General features: G+C 34.0%; 17 protein-coding genes and 3 pseudogenes. 12 read left to right on the forward strand and 8 right to left on the reverse strand.

Annotation, left to right across the window (positions count from 1 at the left end):
• Window positions 1-5: 5 nt before the first annotated feature.
• The gene (glmS, locus tag OOL01_RS03825; protein WP_264687188.1) at window positions 6-1,817 is read left to right on the forward strand and encodes a glutamine--fructose-6-phosphate transaminase (isomerizing); all 1,812 of its coding nucleotides are present in this window, start codon (window positions 6-8) and stop codon (window positions 1,815-1,817) included.
• A gap of 232 nt (window positions 1,818-2,049) precedes the next feature.
• Here glmS and OOL01_RS08510 read toward each other — a convergent pair.
• Window positions 2,050-2,226, reverse strand: a pseudogene (locus OOL01_RS08510) (IS481 family transposase); the annotation flags it as partial.
• A gap of 213 nt (window positions 2,227-2,439) precedes the next feature.
• On the opposite strand from OOL01_RS08510, the gene OOL01_RS03830 reads away from it, so the two are divergent.
• The gene (locus OOL01_RS03830; RefSeq protein WP_010407202.1) at window positions 2,440-3,189 is read left to right on the forward strand and encodes a hypothetical protein; all 750 of its coding nucleotides are present in this window, start codon (window positions 2,440-2,442) and stop codon (window positions 3,187-3,189) included.
• Between the two features lie 226 nt (window positions 3,190-3,415).
• Window positions 3,416-4,441 carry a hypothetical protein gene (locus OOL01_RS03835; protein WP_264687189.1) on the forward strand — a complete coding sequence of 342 codons (1,026 nt, stop codon included), beginning with the start codon at window positions 3,416-3,418 and terminating at the stop codon, window positions 4,439-4,441.
• Here OOL01_RS03835 and OOL01_RS03840 read toward each other — a convergent pair.
• Complete coding sequence (locus OOL01_RS03840; RefSeq protein WP_010404888.1) at window positions 4,431-4,955, reverse strand: gamma carbonic anhydrase family protein; 525 nt, start codon at window positions 4,953-4,955, stop codon at window positions 4,431-4,433. The genes OOL01_RS03835 and OOL01_RS03840 overlap by 11 nt on opposite strands.
• A 116-nt stretch (window positions 4,956-5,071) precedes the next feature.
• Between OOL01_RS03840 and secG the strand changes: the two genes are divergently transcribed.
• The 4 genes from secG to OOL01_RS03860 are packed head-to-tail and all read left to right on the forward strand — an operon-like array spanning window position 5,072 to window position 7,757.
• Entirely contained in the window at window positions 5,072-5,392 is a 321-nt protein-coding gene (secG, locus tag OOL01_RS03845; protein WP_214303352.1) for a preprotein translocase subunit SecG, read from the forward strand.
• Window positions 5,392-6,999: a CTP synthase gene (locus OOL01_RS03850; protein WP_127464150.1), complete on the forward strand. Its 1,608-nt coding sequence runs from the start codon at window positions 5,392-5,394 to the stop codon at window positions 6,997-6,999. The genes secG and OOL01_RS03850 overlap by 1 nt, the downstream gene beginning before the upstream one ends.
• A gap of 39 nt (window positions 7,000-7,038) precedes the next feature.
• Window positions 7,039-7,332, forward strand: coding sequence for a hypothetical protein (locus OOL01_RS03855; protein ID WP_007302591.1), 294 nt, complete (start codon window positions 7,039-7,041; stop codon window positions 7,330-7,332).
• 17 nt (window positions 7,333-7,349) lie between these two features.
• Window positions 7,350-7,757 carry a nucleoside deaminase gene (locus OOL01_RS03860; RefSeq protein WP_264687190.1) on the forward strand — a complete coding sequence of 136 codons (408 nt, stop codon included), beginning with the start codon at window positions 7,350-7,352 and terminating at the stop codon, window positions 7,755-7,757.
• A 158-nt stretch (window positions 7,758-7,915) separates the two neighbouring features.
• Here the strand turns inward: OOL01_RS03860 and OOL01_RS03865 are convergent.
• Window positions 7,916-9,035 (reverse strand): annotated as a pseudogene (locus tag OOL01_RS03865) (IS256 family transposase).
• A 260-nt stretch (window positions 9,036-9,295) separates the two neighbouring features.
• On the reverse strand, window positions 9,296-10,024 hold the full coding sequence (locus OOL01_RS03870) for a hypothetical protein (RefSeq protein ID WP_264687191.1): 729 nt from the start codon (window positions 10,022-10,024) through the stop codon (window positions 9,296-9,298).
• Between the two features lie 154 nt (window positions 10,025-10,178).
• On the opposite strand from OOL01_RS03870, the gene ligA reads away from it, so the two are divergent.
• Window positions 10,179-12,134: an NAD-dependent DNA ligase LigA gene (gene ligA, locus OOL01_RS03875; protein WP_264687192.1), complete on the forward strand. Its 1,956-nt coding sequence runs from the start codon at window positions 10,179-10,181 to the stop codon at window positions 12,132-12,134.
• Window positions 12,135-12,211: 77 nt separating this feature from the next.
• Here the strand turns inward: ligA and OOL01_RS03880 are convergent.
• Window positions 12,212-12,831 (reverse strand): annotated as a pseudogene (locus OOL01_RS03880) (IS256 family transposase); the annotation flags it as partial.
• Here OOL01_RS03880 and OOL01_RS03885 point away from each other — a divergent pair.
• Entirely contained in the window at window positions 12,812-13,783 is a 972-nt protein-coding gene (locus OOL01_RS03885) for an ankyrin repeat domain-containing protein (RefSeq protein WP_264687193.1), read from the forward strand. The pseudogene OOL01_RS03880 and the gene OOL01_RS03885 overlap by 20 nt on opposite strands.
• Window positions 13,784-13,840: 57 nt before the next feature.
• On the opposite strand, the gene grxD is transcribed toward OOL01_RS03885, so the two are convergent.
• The 3 genes from grxD to OOL01_RS03900 are packed head-to-tail and all read right to left on the reverse strand — an operon-like array spanning window position 13,841 to window position 15,772.
• Complete coding sequence (grxD, locus tag OOL01_RS03890; protein WP_264687194.1) at window positions 13,841-14,179, reverse strand: Grx4 family monothiol glutaredoxin; 339 nt, start codon at window positions 14,177-14,179, stop codon at window positions 13,841-13,843.
• Between the two features lie 16 nt (window positions 14,180-14,195).
• On the reverse strand, window positions 14,196-14,414 hold the full coding sequence (locus tag OOL01_RS03895; protein ID WP_006012412.1) for a BolA/IbaG family iron-sulfur metabolism protein: 219 nt from the start codon (window positions 14,412-14,414) through the stop codon (window positions 14,196-14,198).
• Between the two features lie 38 nt (window positions 14,415-14,452).
• Entirely contained in the window at window positions 14,453-15,772 is a 1,320-nt protein-coding gene (locus OOL01_RS03900; RefSeq protein ID WP_264687195.1) for a malic enzyme-like NAD(P)-binding protein, read from the reverse strand.
• A 121-nt stretch (window positions 15,773-15,893) separates the two neighbouring features.
• Between OOL01_RS03900 and pgsA the strand changes: the two genes are divergently transcribed.
• The 3 genes from pgsA (at window position 15,894) to bamD (ending at window position 18,246) form a co-directional block, all read left to right on the forward strand.
• Window positions 15,894-16,436, forward strand: coding sequence for a CDP-diacylglycerol--glycerol-3-phosphate 3-phosphatidyltransferase (gene pgsA, locus OOL01_RS03905; protein ID WP_006012406.1), 543 nt, complete (start codon window positions 15,894-15,896; stop codon window positions 16,434-16,436).
• A 99-nt stretch (window positions 16,437-16,535) separates the two neighbouring features.
• Window positions 16,536-17,492: a hypothetical protein gene (locus tag OOL01_RS03910; protein WP_007302576.1), complete on the forward strand. Its 957-nt coding sequence runs from the start codon at window positions 16,536-16,538 to the stop codon at window positions 17,490-17,492.
• A gap of 67 nt (window positions 17,493-17,559) precedes the next feature.
• Complete coding sequence (bamD, locus tag OOL01_RS03915; RefSeq protein WP_010404795.1) at window positions 17,560-18,246, forward strand: outer membrane protein assembly factor BamD; 687 nt, start codon at window positions 17,560-17,562, stop codon at window positions 18,244-18,246.
• Window position 18,247 lies beyond the last annotated feature (1 nt).

The following is an 18,247-nucleotide window of genomic DNA, read 5'->3' on the forward strand; positions in this document are numbered from 1 at the left end:
AAGAAGTGTGTGGAATATTAGGTATAGTAAGTAGCGGTGATTCAGTAATACCAACTTTACTAACCGCGTTGCAAAAATTGGAATACAGAGGTTATGACTCTTCAGGTATAGCAATTATAAATAATAGAGGTAAGATAGAAGTAAAAAAATCAGAAGGTAAAGTTGAAAGATTGTGTGAAGTTGTTCATGAGAGCAAGATATCTAGTAGCAAAGTTGGTATAGCACATACTCGTTGGGCTACACATGGAGCTCCAAATCTTAAAAATGCTCATCCCATTTATATAAATAATGTTGTTATTGCTCATAATGGCATAATTGAAAATTACAATATATTAAAAAAGGATCTGGAGGAAAAGGGAGTATCTTTCCACACCGATACTGATACAGAAGTGATACCAAACATATTAACTTCATATCTTGATGAAGGGTTATCACCAGTTGATTCTATATTACAGTGTCTAAACAATTTACAAGGTTCACTTGCTTTGGCTTTATTATTTGCAGAATATCCAGATACTTTATTTGTTGCAAAAAGAAATTTGCCTTTAGCAATAGGATATAACTGTAATAAAGTGTTTGCTGCTTCTGATACTAATACTTTGAATTCATTTGTAGAAAAAATATTGCATTTAGAAGATAATGATATTGCAGTAATAAAATCTAACGAATTCAGTATATATAATAATGGTATACAAGTTAAACGCAGAACAGAAAATAGCAGTCCAAGAAATTTTCTAATTAGTAAAAATGGTTACCCTAGCTTTATGCTAAAAGAAATTTTTGAGCAACCGTATGCATTAAACAAAACAATAAATCAATTTTATAAACAATATAAAGAAATCAACAAAGAATTATTTTCTGAACTAGGTTACATTACTATAGTTGGATGCGGTTCATCCTATTTTGCTGGACTAATAGCAAAGTGTTGGCTGGAAAGTATTGCTCAAATTCGGGTATATCTAGAAATCTCGTCAGAATTTAGGTATAGCAGCGTCAAGCTCGAAGAAGGTAGTATTGGCTTATTCATTTCTCAATCTGGTGAAACTGCAGATACTATGGAAGCACTACGTTATGCGAGATTGCAGAAACAAATGATCATTAGCATAATTAATACATTTAATAGCAGCATAGAAAAAGCCTCAGATATTGTATTGCATACTCTTGCTGGACCTGAGATTGGTGTTGCTTCGACAAAAACCTTTTCTACGCAGCTTGCAATTTTAGCATGCTTTGCTGTAGAGCTTGGAAAAATAAAAGGTATACTGGGTAGAGAGAGGATAAAGGAACTAAGCGGTGCTATTAATTCCATTCCCGAACATGTAGAGCATGTTTTGAATGTGATGGAAATACAACATATATCAGGCAGTATATTAGAGCACAATAATATAATTATAATTGGGAGAGGAAGCTCATATGGAGTTGCAATGGAAGGTGCATTGAAGATAAAAGAGCTTTCATATATCAACACAATTGGTATTGCAGCGGGAGAAATGAAGCACGGTTCTATCGCTTTGATAGACTCTACTGTACTTGTTATCGCAATTATTCCTTACGATAATTTATTCTTTAAAACGCTATCCAATATACAAGAGATTATTGCAAGAAAAGGTAAAGTAATTGCCTTTAGTGATAAGCAAGGAGTACCGCTCTTAAAGGGAATTTGCATAGATGTGGTGCAACTTCCAGAAGTTGACAATTTTGTTTCTCCAATTATCTACAGTGTTGCTATGCAATTTCTTGCTTATTCTATTGCAGAAAAAAAAGGGTTAGATGTAGATTGTCCGAGAAATTTAGCTAAATCTGTCACAGTTGAGTAACTTATTTAAAGTGAGTTGCTAATTAACAGCTCTAATTATCAGTTATAAATTACTGAATTTTACTAATAAATTCATTAGCCCTCTGCGAAAGAATATGTAACTAATGTAAGGATGAGAGAGGCTAAAATCCACGCCTCAAATTAACAAGATTTGCCATTATGGTTACTAGACACAACTTAACCTAGCAAGCAAGAATTAACTAACAGAAAAATTGAAAACTAATATCAGTCTCTTATGTAATGCTACTAATATTTTTCTAAAAGCAATATGTTTTCTATTCAGGAAAGTCTACATCGCCATAACAATATTTACTAGAATGAGGTCTTGTCTCATTGTAAAAACACAACCAATGATCAACGTCTATCTGAAGATCTTCTAATGAATTGTAGATTGTTTTACAAAAAAAGAGGAGTAAATGAGAGTTCAGTAACTTGATTATAGAGTTGTACTGCCTTTCCATATTTGAAGCAAGTTGTTATTCTATCTCAAACCGTAGCACAAAGTAAATATGGCAATTTACACTAAAATTTTCTGTTTATGATTTATATTATGTAAAGATACTATTTGACCTTGAGCTTTAAAGATATTATGTAATAGCATTATTTAATATGCGAGGTTTATTATGGCTAAAGTAAATGCAGGTGAAAGCGCAAGAAAGCTCAAAGAAATTAAATTTCAGCTTATGTCACCAAAAAAGTCCAAAAGTAGTCAACAAATGTCACCAAAACGGAGTCGGAATTCTGGTGAAAAGCTATGGAATGCATTAGAATCGTTACAAGAAGCAAAATCAGAGTTAAAAAAAAGAAAGTTTGAAATAGAACTAAAAAAAGACACTGAAATATCAGACGAAGGAATAGAAAAAGTAGTGGAATTGGAAAGGAAAACAGAAAAAGAGATAGAAGAAATAGCAATGCCAATATCAACGTTACTACTTAAGGAAACAATAATAAAATTACAAGGAACAAAAATAATAAATTTTTTAAAAAAATTAGAAAAACAAGTAAAAGAAATGCAAGAATTATGTAAGAAACTAGAATTAAATGCTAAAATAGAAGAAGAAGATCTAAATAAGCTCGAGGACATAAAGAAAGAATCAGAAAAGTGTTGCAGAGAGTTAGTGAGCTATATGCCTAATTCAAATAATCCTAGAATGTTGTACACTGCTGTTATTGGTGTTGGTCTTGCTGTTGGGCTGGTAGCAAGTACTATACTTGAACATACAACTAGACTAAGTATGTTAGCAATAATTGGCATAGCTACATCATCTGCACTCGTAGCTGGTGGTGCTACATATGCAGCACTAAGACCTAATACTAAAATAGATGAATCAAAAGAAGTCCAAATAAAGAGTTCTCATCACTCACTTTCCTAATCACACTTTAATTCAAACTTTATCAGTTTTATTCAAGTTGCTTCTAAAAGGAGAATATCAATGGTGTTCTCCTTACTGATTTGGTTAAAATGCAGAAAACGCCTATGTCAAAATTTACACAGATGTTAAGTGCTGCCACTAATTCCCAGTTAGTACAATTTGTGTATCTTATTGACATATTTAATTTATTCTGTTACAATTTTTAGTAATTAGGTTGGGTAAAACAATGAAGAGTTTTAAATGGCTACTTAATCAAGTCAGACTTTCATGGATTAGCTTAATATCAAAAGTAAAGAGCTTTTTTCAAACTAACGATACACATTATCAAACAACTGCTAGCAATGGAAATGATCATACAAGAAAAATAAGTGTAGAAAATACAATAGAGGCGAAAGTTAATGAAGAGGATGTATGGTATGATTCTCTGAAAGAACAAGAGCCAGGTGAAAAAGAAAGAGATCTGGATGAAGAAGAATTTTTTGATGCTATTGAAAATTTGGATGAAGAGGAAGTGAGTGCTAACATAGAAGGAAAAGAGTATGAAAAAAATAAGTACTATAGTCTACAAGATGGTCTACAAGAAAAAAATGAATTTGATCACACAACGCACACTCTTACACTTGCTTTTGAAATTGAAAAGCCATTTCCAGACTCTGACCTTAGTAAATTTAAGTTATGCGAACTTAAGCAAAATGGTGATAAATATACGTTTATCTTAGAAAATGATCAGAAAAATCGAATAGAATTACACTCTGAATATCTCAATATTTATTTTCCTAAGTATTTTGAGAAACACAGAAAAAAAGGAGCTTACACCGAACTTTTTTCTCAAGAAGAAAATAGAATTAGCAATGATATTATAATACCGCTACAAGTTCCAAAAGAAGCAAGCATACTGACCAAAGAGTGCAATTGGTTAATAAGAAAGGTTGTAGGTGAAATACCATATTATCCAGTGGGCAAATCGCTTGAATACTGCAGGAGTCGTGTAAATTTCTTTCTTAACTTAAACAATATTATGTCTTTTTCTCTAAAATCAGCAAAAGCACAATATGCAGCTATGCTATCAGGTACTCCAACAGAAACAAACTGGCCAATAAAGGATATTCTAGTCAGAGGTAGTTTTATTAATCAGCATATTCCTAGAGTTGAAGAAGCTTATATTGATAAGCATTATATAGTTGAAGAAACTTTTGAAGTAGTTAACGTAGAATGTGCATCAGAGCTGAAGATTTCTCAACCTAGCATATAGCCTTATATTCTTTCATCAGCATGATATAATTTTGTGCAGATTGTGTAATATGTTTTATTTCTTCATTTGACATTTTTTTGAAGAATTGTGCTGGCCTGCCAGCCCATACTTCACCACTTTTTATCACTTTTCCATGTGTCACCAGTGAACCAGCAGCTACCATAGCTTCAGACTCGACAATCGCATGATCCATTATAACAGAGCCCATACCAATAAATGCTTTATCATGTATCGTGCATGCATGTAACACACAAAAATGTCCAACCGTCACCATACTACCAATAATCGTGTCACCGCCTGGATTTCTATCTACATGAATTACGGTGCCATCTTGAATATTCGTTTCATCACCTATTTCGATTGATCCAACATCTCCTCTGATCACACAATTAAACCAGATACTCGCATTCCTTCCTATTTCAACGTTACCTATAATACGCACACCATCTGCGATAAAAGAACTTTCATCCATTTTTGGTTCATAATCTTTGTATTTTAAAATGTGATAGCTCATAATTTAAATAAGGTTTAATACATACTTGGGTTCCAGTAGTCAAGTTACTCGGGTAAAGATATTCTTGACTTATGATCCTTATGCTCCTAAAATCTTTATTTTTAGCTCTATTTATAATGTCAGTAACAGTACTTAGTGTACTTCAAATAATATTAGTTGTTGTATTGGTAATTTTAGTGCTCCTGCAGCCACCTGGAAGTAGTTCATTAAGTGGCTTTAGTAATTCACAACAGGGAATGAATTCAATAATTCCGATAAAGTCTTCTGAAAATCCACTCAGTAGAATAACTTCTATAGTTGCTGGGCTGTTCATTATAAATACACTGTTACTATCAGGATTATGTTCAAAAGATGTACATAAAAAATCAATTGCAGAGAAGATTATATCAGAAAAGAAGCAAGAAGGCCAATCAACTTCTGTTCCATTTGAAAATTAATGAAAGAAACCAAGTTTATCTTTGTTACAGGTGGAGTTGTTTCATCACTTGGTAAGGGTTTAGTTGCTTCAAGTGTGGGAGCACTTCTTCAAGCTCATGGATTCAATGTTCGCATCAGAAAGCTTGACCCATATCTCAACATTGATCCTGGAACAATGAGCCCAGCTCAGCACGGGGAAGTATTTGTTACTGAGGATGGTGCTGAAACTGATTTAGACCTTGGACATTACGAGCGTTTTACTAAAATTAAAGCAACCAAGGACGACAATATAACAACTGGTAAAGTATATAATAAATTATTAAAGAAGGAAAGGTGTGGTGATTATCTAGGCAAAACTGTGCAAATCATTCCTCATGTGACAGATTTAATCAAATCTTTCATTTTTAATGGTACAGAAGATTTAGATTTTGTAATATGCGAAATAGGCGGAACCGTAGGTGATATTGAAAGCCAACCGTTTTTGGAAGCTATACGCCAAGTTAATTATAAACTAGGAAAGCAAAAAGTTATCCTTATTCACTTAACTTTAATACCATATCTCACTGCAGCACAAGAATTAAAGACAAAACCGACACAGCATTCAGTTCGAGAGTTAAACTCTGCGGGGTTACAACCAGATATTATATTATGTCGCAGTGAAAAAGAAATTTCCGATAATCAAAAAGAAAAGATAGCCAATCTTTGCAATGTTTCTTTATCTAACGTAATACCTGCTCCTGATGTAAACCATATATACGAGTTACCGTCCTTGTATAATCAATGTGGGCTCGGGACACAAATTTTGGATCACTTTCACTTAAGTAAGCCAAAACCAAGCTTACCTGAATGGGACCAAATAGTACACTCTATGAGACATCCAACACAAGAAGTTATCGTTTCCATAGTAGGAAAATATACTGAATTTCCTGACGCATATAAATCACTGATTGAAGCATTAAACCATGGTGCAATTAGTAATAAAGCTAGAGTGAAGATAAATTGGGTCAACTCAAGAGAAGAGAATGGAAAATCTATAGATGCAAAGTTTATCAGAGAAAAATTACAAAGCTCTAATTCAGTCCTTGTTCCAGGAGGATTTGGTGATAACGGAATAGAAGGTAAAATATTAGCAATAAACTATGCCCGTGTAAATAACATTCCTTTTTTAGGAATATGTCTTGGTATGCAGCTTGCAGTGATTGAATTTGCTCGTAACGTTATTAAGCTTGAAGATGTACACTCTGAAGAATTTTATACTTGCAAACACCCAATCATCAAGCTCGCTGATGGTAAGAACGTTGATCTTGGTGGAACCATGAGACTTGGAACATACAAGTGTAATGTAAATCCAAATTCAAAAATGGCAAATGTGTATAGTAGTGTCACTATTTCAGAAAGACACAGACACAGATATATAGTTAATTTAGATTATAAAAATAACTTAGAAGAGAATGGAATGATATGCAGTGGTATATCAGAAGATAAAACATGCATAGAGGCAGTGGAGCTAAAAAATCACTCATGGTTTATTGGTGTGCAATTTCATCCAGAATTTCAATCAAGACCATTTTCTCCTCATCCTCTCTTTACATCATTTATTAAGGCAGCTATTGACAATAGAGTTTAATAGAACTGAATAAACTCTATTCTAATAGAGAGGTAAAAAATGTTACTAAGAAATAGTAAAGATAGCATTACATATGGATCTGCGACCTTCGAGGAATTGAATAGGCATGTAGAACAAATAATATATAAATTAGAGGAGGATCAAATTATAGAGGATATAATGGAAGAAGTAGTTGTAGCTATAAACGAACTAAAATCGGTAGAAGAAATAAAAAAATATTTAAAGCGAGAAATAGATAGCCTTGTAAAAAGGACAATAGTCCTTAGTGAATTCTATAACCTAGAAAAAATAGAAAAGCCAAGAAAAGAAAATTATATTTACCCAAGCACCTAATGTTTAAGTACCAATACATGGAACTTGCCATAGAGCAAGCAAAACTTGCTCAGAAAGATGGCGAAGTGCCAATAGGTGCTGTAATAGTTAATGGAAACAATATCATCTCCTCTGCACACAATATATCTAATGATCCAACTGCACATGCAGAAATGTTAACAATTAGACAAGCATTTTCAACTTCCACGCTTTATGAAGCTGAAATGTACGTAACGTTAGAGCCGTGCCCGATGTGCGCTCAAGCTATCTCTTTTGCAAAAATTAAACGTCTGTACTTCGGGGCTTACAATCCCAAAGGTGGAGGAGTTGAAAACGGCACTAGAATATTTCAATTCTGTAACCACACACCTGAAGTTTATGGTGGAATATTAGAAACAAAATGTTCTCTTTTGTTAAAAGATTTCTTTGAGAAATTGAGAACTTAGTTTAAGATGTGTGAGATTGTTTCAATATTTTTTGAGTAAAATCTGTATTATAACTCTTTCGTATATTTGACCAATTTGCTCATGCAACGTACATAAGGGGTGTTATTACGATAACTCCGTTGCAGGGAGTGTTAAATAAACTGTGTCAAATCGCATTTTTAGTTCAACTCGATTTTTAACCTACCAGGAAAAAAGATATCAAGTTGAGAGATAGTTAAAGCCCAATCATGTATAGGCATAGTCCATTTCTCTCCTGCCTTCTTTATAGCACAATATACCTGTTTATGCAAGGCATTTGTGCTGGTAAATGAGCCCTTAGTTTTAGTAAATTTTCTGATCTGTCTATGTAACCCTTCAATAGGATTTGTGGTATAAATTAACTTTCTTACAGGGCCGGAATATTTAAAATAACTAGACAGATTTTCCCAATTATTCTCCCAAAACTAAAGTATATTTTTCTCCCCATTTTTCCTCTAGCTCAAGTAAATAATTCTCGGCTATTTCTCTACTTGATATGTTTTTTTCAAATCATTCATGAAAACTTTTGCTCGATACATATTTCAGTGAATTTCTTATCTTATGTACTATACATTTCTGCATTAGGAAAGACGCTATTTATAGCTGTAGGAAAGCTTTTTAACACAAGCTATCAGAATATCATCTACTCCTCTCTCCTTTAGGTCATTTAGTACTCCCAACCAGAACTTCACTTTCAGCCAAATAAAAACCCAAAACTTCTTTTCTGCCATTTTGCTAATATGTTATACATACATTTGCTTACACAATGCCCGTCCTCCTTGACCTTAAAAAACCATGAACACTATTGGATATACAGATTGCAGCGGACGACTGCGCCATTCGTTGATTACTGGTAGCAATTTGTCAGTAATACTTGATATCTCTGCTGCAGATATTTTATATTTCTTCTACATGCGATGCTATATCCCATGCCACTGGCATATGTACTTAAAACCTTTGCTTCAAGTTCGGTTGTTTGCCTTTTTCTGACTACTTGTGGCTCGAAACTTCCTTCTCTATCTCTTGGTGTCAATAGTTCAAATACTTGTCCGTAAAGTCTTTGAATTTCTTCGGTTGTTTTCTTCGCTTTCAGCCGACAAATGGTTTTCTATCTCGCCTTCCCTCTAGCAGTTTTTTGATAAATGGTGTTAATGCTCCATCTCTTCCTGTCAATGGTCTTCCTTCTCGTATAGATGATAAGATATTTGTTTCTAATTCTTTATAGTCTACCAAACCGGTAGTTGTGTTTGCTTGACTCATTGTCAAACCTCCATTTTTTTATCAATTTATTACTTTACTTCTCGGTTTGACACAGTTTATTTAACACTCCCGAAAGGAACAATGGATCCCAGTGTCTGAGCACTGGGATGACAAGGTAGGAAGTACTGGGATGAAACCTTTTTGCTTCAATATTTTGCACAGTAGCCATGCAACTTAACAGATACTTTTCTCTTCATTTATCCTAAGGTTTTTATGGGTTAAAAAACCCATAAAAACCTTATATAAAACCCCTGTTGTGATTAAAAATACACTAAATCTTGGTTTTCACATGTTTCATTTTCTGCCATAAGCGACAATAATTTTGTGCTCTCAAGGAAACTGTTTGCACTAGCTTCTAAGAGATCAGATTTTACTTTTGTAAGTTCACATTTAATCTGATCTATTTTCCCATTCAAATTTTTATGTGCATCTTCGACTAATTTATTCATTTCATCTTCTAAAAGTGTACTTACTTCTTTACTTTGTGTAGTGACAAGATCATTTATTTTGCTTGTAATTTCAGGTTTTATAAGGCTTTCAATTTTTTCTTCAGTATATTTTTTTACTGCTTCTTCTACCTGAGTTTTTATTTCTGGCTTTAGCAAATCTGCAACTTCTGGTCCTACTTTTTTCACTGCTTTTTCAGCTGCATTTTTTGCTGCTTTTTCAGCATTTGCTTCTACTGACTTTACTGTCTTATCAATTGAAGTCGATATTTTTTTTTCTATTTGATTAGCTTTTTCGCTAGCTATTTTGTTAGCTTTCTCTTCAGCTAAAGTTAGCATTTTTCCTTCTATTTTTTTTACTTCATCTTGAGCTGCTTTTCTAGCTTCTAGTTTTAAATCGTTACCCATTTTAGATATTACTTGATTCGCAGCTTCTTTTGCTGTTTTGCTTATATCAAGAATTTTATCAAACATTCCTGCACGATACACTTGAGAGCCGAAGTTTGATTCGTCAGCCAAATTTTTGTAATTGTATTCTTTCATAATGTACTCCTTAATTTAAAAACTATACTAACATTAATATACAAGTACAAAAATTATATTAATATTAGTATTGCTTTTCAGGGCAGTAGTATAAATTTATAGTACCTTTTGAAAAAATTCATGACTTGACGGCAAAGAGCATTATATTGGTATCATGACTGACTTGGAAAAGATGAGAGAAAAACTGCAAAATCAAATTAATTATCATAATATCTTATATTATCAAAAAAGTAAGCCAGAGATAAGTGATGCTGAATATGATGAACTGAAAAAAAAGTTAGCTGCAATAGAGCCAGAAGCTTATGCAACACAAGATAGTGTTGGTGCTCCGCCTGATGAGAGATTTTCTAAGGTGGAACATCAAGAACCTATGCTTTCTCTTGAGAATGCTTATGATGAACAAGGTGTAGAAAAATTTTTGTCTAAAATAAAGAGATTTTTAATTGCAGATGAAATAGAGATATTATGTGAGCCAAAAATTGATGGATTGTCATTTTCTGCAATTTATGAAGATGGGAAATTTGTTAAAGCTGCAACTCGAGGTGACGGTTTTGTAGGAGAGAATGTAACTCACAATGTTGCAACAATAAAAGGCTTTCCTAAGTTTTTACAAGATGTTCAAGGAAGACTAGAAGTAAGGGGTGAAATATATATCAGTAACAGCGACTTTTTAAAGTTAAATGAAAATAATGAATTCGCTAATCCTCGAAATGCAGCTGCTGGTTCTTTAAAGCAATTGAATGCGAACATTACAGCAAAAAGGCCTCTTAGATATTTTGCTTATTCTTTAATTGGTGGAATAGAGAAAAGTCAAAGTGAAGTACTAGAAAAACTTGAGAAACTTGGTTTTTGCGTAAATGAGCATCGTTCCTTAACAAGTAGTTTGAATGGAATGCTAAAGTTCTATAACGAGATCTATGATTATCGTTATAACTTGGATTATGATATCGATGGGATAGTCTATAAAGTGAATGATTTGGTGCTACAAAGTCGTCTGGGAAGTACACACAAAGCGCCACGCTCAGCGCTTGCATATAAATTTTCTGCGATTTATGCAAAGACAAAGTTAAATAAAATATTTATACAGGTGGGTAGAACGGGGGTTTTAACTCCAGTTGCAGATTTGGTACCAGTCAATATTGGCGGAGTGCTAGTTAGCAGAGCAAGTCTACATAACCAAGATGAGATAAAACGTAAAGACATAAGAGAAGGAGATGTTGTAATAATTAAAAGAGCTGGAGATGTAATTCCTCAAATTGTCAAAGTAGATGAAGGTTCTCGTCATGCAAATATGCCTGAATTTGTGTTTCCTGACATATGTCCTGAATGTGGTAGTAAAGTGCAGATTGAAGGAGTTGCAGTAAGATGTCCTGAAGAATTTAATTGCAAGGCTCAAATAGTAGAAAAACTAAAACATTTTGTGTCAAAAGATGCATTTGACATTATTGGCCTTGGTGAAAAACAAATAAAGTTTTTTTATGATCTGGAACTAATAAGACAAATTCCAGACATTTTTATTTTAGAGGAAAGATTAAAAGAGTTTTCCTTAAAAGAGCATCATGGTTGGGGCGAGAAGTCAATAGCTAATCTATTAAGTGCTATACAAAGCAGAAGAGTAATCTCTCTAGATAGGTTCATATTTTCTTTGGGTATCAGATTTATCGGCCAAGTTGCAGCAGAATTGCTCGCAAATTATTATGTATCTTATGATAACTGGTATAATTCGATGTCATCAAATGATGTTGAGTTGGTAGGTATAGATGGTATAGGAGAAAAAGTAGCTGAATCTTTAAAATCGTTTTTTTCTCAGGAACGTAACATTAAAATGTTAAATGATCTTACTGCATATCTGCAAATTCTTCCCGTGAGCTCCAACTCTAGCGATTCTTTTTTGAATAACAAAATTATAGTGTTTACTGGTAAGCTACGTGCTATGAGCAGAGGGGAGGCAAAAGTAAGAGCTAAAGTTTTAGGGGCAAAGATCAGTTCAAGCCTTTCTACTAAAACTGACTATTTAATTGCAGGAGAAGATCCAGGTTCAAAATATAAAAAAGCAATGGAATTGGGTGTGGAAATTTTAGATGAAGAACAGTGGAACAAATTGTGCTAAACACAACTTAATCTGACGGGAATGAATTAACTGATAGAAGAATGGGAGTGTTAAATAAACTGTGTCAAATCGCATTTTTAGCTCAACTCAATTTTCAATCTACCAGGAAAGAAAATGTCGAGCTGGGATATGGTTAATGCCCAATCATGTACAGGCATAGTCCATTTCTCTCCTGCCTTCTTTATAGCACAATATACCTGTTTATACAAGGCATTTGTGCTAGTAAATGAGCCCTTAGTTTTAGTAAATTTTCTGATCTGTCTATGTAACCCTTCAATAGGATTTGTGGTATAAATTAATTTTCTTACAGGGCCGGAATATTTAAAATAACTAGACAGATTTTCCCAATTATTCTCCCAAAACTAAAGTATATTTTTCTCCCCATTTTTCCTCTAGCTCAAGCAAATAATTTTCGGCTATTTCTCTACTTGATATGTTTTTTTCAAATCATTCATGAAAACTTTTGCTCGATACATATTTCAGTGAATTTCTTATCTGATGTACTATACATTTCTGCTTTAGGAAATACGCTATTTATAGCTGTAGGAAAGCTTTTTAACACAAGCTATCAGAATATCATCTACTCCTCTCTCCTTTAGGTCATTTAGTACTCCCAACCAGAACTTCACTTTCAGCCAAATAAAAACCCAAAACTTCTTTTCTGCCATTTTGCTAATATGTTATACATACATTTTGATCAACGTGCTAACATAGAAGCTAAAGACGATGATGGATGGACACTTTTACACTATGCTGCATGGAAAGGCCGTAAAGAAATTGTTGAATTTCTTGTGGATGAAGAAGAAGCTAATATTAATGCTAAAGCTAATGGTGATAGTAAAAAGCCTATACATGCTGCTGCTAAAGCAGGTCATAAAGAAATAGTAGAATTTTTTCTTAGTAAAGGAATAGGGGTTGATGATGCTGATAATGATAAATGGACACCTTTACACTATGCTGCTCGTTATAATCACTTAGAGCTTTCTAAATTTCTCCTGGGTCAACATGCTAACATAGAAGCTAAAGACAATAATGGATGGACGCCATTGCACCGTGCTGCTGAGAGAGGCCATAAAGAGATTGTTAAATTTCTTGTGAATGAAAAAAAAGCTAATATTAATGCTAGAATTAATAGTGATGGTAAAAAGCCTATACATGCTGCTGCTAAAAAAGGTTATAAAGAAATAGTGGAATTTTTTCTTAGTAAGGGAATAGGGGTTGATGATGCTGATAATGATAAATGGACATCTTTACACTATGCTGCTGCTTATAACCACTTAGAGCTTTGTGAATTTCTCCTGGGTCAACATGCTAACATAGAAGCTAAAAATAAGAATAATAAAACACCTTTAGATCTAGCCCGCGAAAGAAATCACATGGAAATAGTAAGTTCTCTAATGCAACCACAATTAGGCCAAAAGATGACTGCAGTTGCGGAAGAAACTATCCAAAAAGTTAAAAATCTTATTGAGCAAAGTGCTAACATAGAAGCTAAAGATATGGATATTTCCAATGACAATTTAAAAAGTGACAGGAGAGCTTCTTCTAATGATAGCTTAGAAAGTGACGGAGATACTGCTCCAGGTACGACTGTAAAAGAGGCAAAAGTAGAATCTTATGCTAAATCAAGAAAAGCACAAAGACAATAAGTTGAAAATGTGATGTAAAGGAGATAAGTGGGCATGTACAACCGAGACGGGGGTACATTAGCCCATCTCTTGATGTATTTGTGTAACCTTTTTTTCTTTTAGCAAATTTTGTAACTCACCTTTTTCATACATCTCGCGGGTTATGTCACAGCCACCAACAAACTCTCCCTTTATATATAATTGTGGAATTGTTGGCCAATCAGAGAAACTTTTTATGGACTGACGTATTTCATCATTCTCAAGTACGTTGATGCATTTAAACTTTACATTCAATTTTTTGAGAATTGACACGACGAGTCCAGAGAATCCACATTGAGGAAAGTCAGAGGTGCCTTTCATATACAGCACTACATCGTTTTCTGCTATGTCTTTTTTTATTTGTTGAAAGTTGTTCATAAATATCACCTTAATTTTAAGCTCCAGTTTCTAGTTGCAATGCATGTATAGACTGACCTTCAAGAGCCTTATATACCATTCTGTGTTGTTCTATTTTTGTCTTTCCAGAAAAACACTTGGAAGTTATTTTTAAATGATAATGATCATCATCTCCAGCAAGGTCCTTAATCTTTATATCAGCATCAGGAAATGATTGTTTGATAATTTTCTCTAACTCGTGAATTGTAATAGTCATTGGTTTATTTTAATTATAAGTCTAAAATATGCAATTGATTATTGTGAAGACAATAGATTCAGCGTGCTGAGAGCACTAGCAAGACGAGATTTTAATTGACTTGCATACTCATTCCAGTCCTCTATTTCCTTTCTTGCCACACCTGAGGTAACGGCAGCTTTTGCAACAGCAGGAGATACCATAGAAATTAATCTTGGATCAAATGGAGTAGGTATTATATATTCACGTCCATAGCTCATTTTACGACCGCCATAGGCTGCAGATATCTCATTTGGCACTGATTCGCGGGCAAGCTTCGCTATTGCATCTGCAGCTGCAATTTTCATTTCTTCATTTATTGTCGTTGCATGTACATCAAGTGCTCCTCTGAATATATAAGGAAACCCCATTACGTTATTGACTTGGTTGTTATAGTCTGACCTACCAGTTGCAATTATTGCATCTGGCCTTACAGACTTTGCAAATTCAGGCCTTATTTCTGGATCAGGATTAGCAAGAGCAAAAATGATCGGGTCTTTACCCATGCTTTTTAACATCTCTTCGCTGAGCACATCCTTTGCAGAGAGTCCGATGAATACATCAGCGCCTTTTATGGCATCAAGTAGAGAACGTTCTTTAGTGTCAATTGCATATTTTTCCTTCCACTTATTCATGTCCTCTTTTCTGTCTTTGTGTATTACTCCTTGTTTGTCACATAGCACTATGTTCTTAGCGCCCATGGACTTTAGTATTTCCAAACACGCAATACCAGCTGCTCCAGCACCATTCATGATGATCTTGACATTCTCTAATTTCTTTTCAGCAATATCGAGGGCATTTTCTATACCAGCTGCAACAACTACTGCAGTGCCATGTTGATCATCGTGGAACACCGGAATATCCATCAACTCATTTAGACGTTTCTCTATTATAAAACAATCAGGAGATCTTATATCTTCTAGATTTATTCCCCCCCAACTTGGACCAAGATACCTTACTGCATTGATGAAATCTTCTATGTTTTCTGTGTCAACTTCTATATCAATTGCATCAATGTCAGCAAAACGCTTAAATAAAACAGCTTTGCCTTCCATGACGGGTTTTGAAGCAAGAGGACCGATATTGCCAAGTCCCAGCACTGCGGTGCCATTTGAAATGACAGCCACATAATTGCTTTTTGCCGTGTAATCATAAACAGCTTTAGGATTTTTAGCTATTGCAAGGCATGGGGCTGCAACACCAGGGGAATAAGCAAGTGATAGGTCATGCTGTGTGGATAAGGGTTTTGTTGGTATAACTGATACCTTACCAGGTTTACCACTTTTATTATGGTACTTAAGTGCTTCTTGTTTTGTGGTGTTATCTAAATCATTATTCATGCTTTGAGCTTATTGTTAGTAATTTCCTAAGTATATGGGGTTTTTATGAATGTTCAACTATTAGCTTGTGAACTCTATTGTACTTCTGTATAAATTTATCTACTACGTAGGGTGATGTGACATGCTTAAGAAAAACGTGCCTAATTTGCTAACAATTTCTCGTGCGCTCGCAATACCGGCAATAATATCAAGCTTTTATATAGAGAGTAAGTATGCAAGTCTAATAACAATATTGATCTTTATGTTTGCGTGCATTACAGATTTTTTTGATGGTTATTTAGCGCGTGCATGGAAAGTCCAATCGAATTTTGGCAAGTTATTTGATCCAATTGCCGACAAGTTAGTAGTAGCTTCAACAATAATCATGCTAGTTTATAAGCATAAGATAGATGATATTACAATTATACCGTCAGTTATAATTGTTTGTAGGGAGATATTAGTTTCAGGCTTGCGGGAGTTCTTGATAGCTACAAACGTTAGTTTACCTGTGAGTAAGGCTGGGAAAATTAAAACATTTTTGCAGATGGTTGCTATAGTAGCGTTAATAATGAGTGATTATGAAGCAACTAAATATATAGGTGTGGTTTGCTTATGGGCTGCGGCTGTTATGACTATGTGGTCAGGCTATAATTACGTTCTAGCTGGCATCAAACAGATTGACTAAATTGCTTAAGAGTATACAAAGAAGGTTAATAATTTCATAACATTGACTTAGTAATTAAAATCCTATATAATGTATTAGTTCATAAGTTGGTCTGTTCATATGACTAGTATTACAGGCACTAAGTTTTTTTTAAAAAGATCCAAAGGTAAAAAAGGTGCTAAAATGGAAGATTTTTTCTGGGATTTTTGGCCAACAGTTGATGAAGAAGTCAGAAAAGAAAGAGAGGAAGAAAAAAGCAAAAAGCTCGAACAAGAACTATTAACACTAAAAAAAAGAGAGCTACATAGGAAATGTGTATCATTGGTAACAATGGTTCCATTTGCATTATTGATGGCAATTGAGCTCGAAAAAACATGTAGCGATCAGGTATTACTTGGCCTTATAAGCAGCTCATTAGGCCATACTATATTACCTTTCACAGTCTTATCCCTTATTTGCACGCTATATTTAATTTATAATAATAGAAAAATAGCACAAAAAGAACGAGAATTGGAGAATATTGAAAGTGGGAAAACAGTAGAAAAAGAAAAGAGAGACCTTCCTTGTACCGTTGATGATTACTTTAACTATGCTGATGCTGCTTTAGTTACATTAGTTATTGTGGCTAGCATAGTAGGTGAAGCATTGGAGCAAGGAATAATAGGAGACGTAGCTTTTTCAATTTCTAGTCTATTTTACTTTGTAGCGAGTGCTACTTTCTGCTATCGCGAGTACAAGAAAAGTAAAAAATATGAAGTAGAAAAAGAGCAAGACTTTGATGAGAAGTTTGAAAAAAAGACAAGCAATATGTCTTCAGCTAAGTTAATGCTCGCTGGTTCTTCTTTATTACTAATCAGGAAAATAATATTGATTTCTGGAGTAGCATTAGCATCATCTGCTGTTGGGCCTGCTTTAGGTCTGGTAGGTATTGCTCTTTTGATGGTAGGAAGTGGATTGATCACACATTCTTATAGTAGAAAGCTAGAGAACGTAGAAGTGAGTGGAAAGGGTGTTGCAATAGGTGGTGGTGCGAGCAATATAGGTAATGGTGGCCAAGAGACGCTTTTCGTTCGATGATAATGCCAAAAATTTGTTTATTTAGGTAATATTTAGTCTATACTTTATTTTGATCAAAAAAAATCTTATGTATAAGACTTTAATCATATGCTTTTTTCTTCTGACTTGCCCCTTCACGCAGTCGTATGCGAATGATCTTGAACACACTGAAACTGAACTATATGAGGAGGCAGTTAAGCTTTATGATCAGAAAAAATATAAGCAAGCTATTAGAGCATTTCAAAAGATAGAGGATTTGTATCCTTTATCTTATTGGGCAATGAAAGCCAAATTATTGTCTGGGGTTTCTCACTATAATATGGGTAAATACAGCGGTGCTGCAAGTGATATGGATGATTATATATACGTTTATCCAAATGGTGAAGATTTGCCATATGTATATTACTTAAGAGTATTATCTTATTACATGCAAATTAACAAAGTGCAGCTTGGGCAACAAATTGCATATAAAACTTTAGAGCTAGCTACTGAATATATTAATCTTTTTCCGAATAGCGAATATATAGAAGAGATCAAAGAAAAAGAAAAATTAATCACAGAACATATATCAAAAAAAGAGTATTCTATTGGTGAATTTTACCTAAAGCGTGGTGAATATTTAGCAGCAATTAAGCGTTTTCAAGATATGATAAGCGATAAAGATTCTAAATATTCTTCTAGAGTTATTAGTTATTTAATAACAGCTCACTTAGCTCTTGGCCTTGACTTAGAAGCTGAGCAGTATGAAAATATGTTAGTAGAAGGGGTGAATTAGT

The sequence above is a fragment of the Wolbachia endosymbiont (group B) of Rhopobota naevana genome (genome assembly GCF_947250615.1).
In the GTDB taxonomy this organism is placed as follows: domain Bacteria; phylum Pseudomonadota; class Alphaproteobacteria; order Rickettsiales; family Anaplasmataceae; genus Wolbachia.

What these genes read in the sequence shown, in the direction of transcription:
- OOL01_RS03860 (WP_264687190.1), top strand. Translation starts at nt 7,350, where the DNA reads ATGGAACTTGCCATAGAGCAAGCAAAACTTGCTCAGAAAGATGGCGAA.
- bamD (WP_010404795.1), top strand. Translation starts at nt 17,560, where the DNA reads ATGTATAAGACTTTAATCATATGCTTTTTTCTTCTGACTTGCCCCTTC.
- OOL01_RS03835 (WP_264687189.1), top strand. Translation starts at nt 3,416, where the DNA reads ATGAAGAGTTTTAAATGGCTACTTAATCAAGTCAGACTTTCATGGATT.
- OOL01_RS03885 (WP_264687193.1), top strand. Translation starts at nt 12,812, where the DNA reads ATGTTATACATACATTTTGATCAACGTGCTAACATAGAAGCTAAAGAC.
- OOL01_RS03850 (WP_127464150.1), top strand. Translation starts at nt 5,392, where the DNA reads ATGAAAGAAACCAAGTTTATCTTTGTTACAGGTGGAGTTGTTTCATCA.
- OOL01_RS03900 (WP_264687195.1), bottom strand. Translation starts at nt 15,772, where the DNA reads ATGAATAATGATTTAGATAACACCACAAAACAAGAAGCACTTAAGTAC.
- OOL01_RS03830 (WP_010407202.1), top strand. Translation starts at nt 2,440, where the DNA reads ATGGCTAAAGTAAATGCAGGTGAAAGCGCAAGAAAGCTCAAAGAAATT.
- OOL01_RS03840 (WP_010404888.1), bottom strand. Translation starts at nt 4,955, where the DNA reads ATGAGCTATCACATTTTAAAATACAAAGATTATGAACCAAAAATGGAT.
- OOL01_RS03910 (WP_007302576.1), top strand. Translation starts at nt 16,536, where the DNA reads ATGACTAGTATTACAGGCACTAAGTTTTTTTTAAAAAGATCCAAAGGT.
- ligA (WP_264687192.1), top strand. Translation starts at nt 10,179, where the DNA reads ATGACTGACTTGGAAAAGATGAGAGAAAAACTGCAAAATCAAATTAAT.
- OOL01_RS03855 (WP_007302591.1), top strand. Translation starts at nt 7,039, where the DNA reads ATGTTACTAAGAAATAGTAAAGATAGCATTACATATGGATCTGCGACC.
- OOL01_RS03895 (WP_006012412.1), bottom strand. Translation starts at nt 14,414, where the DNA reads ATGACTATTACAATTCACGAGTTAGAGAAAATTATCAAACAATCATTT.
- pgsA (WP_006012406.1), top strand. Translation starts at nt 15,894, where the DNA reads ATGCTTAAGAAAAACGTGCCTAATTTGCTAACAATTTCTCGTGCGCTC.
- secG (WP_214303352.1), top strand. Translation starts at nt 5,072, where the DNA reads ATGTCAGTAACAGTACTTAGTGTACTTCAAATAATATTAGTTGTTGTA.
- grxD (WP_264687194.1), bottom strand. Translation starts at nt 14,179, where the DNA reads ATGAACAACTTTCAACAAATAAAAAAAGACATAGCAGAAAACGATGTA.
- OOL01_RS03870 (WP_264687191.1), bottom strand. Translation starts at nt 10,024, where the DNA reads ATGAAAGAATACAATTACAAAAATTTGGCTGACGAATCAAACTTCGGC.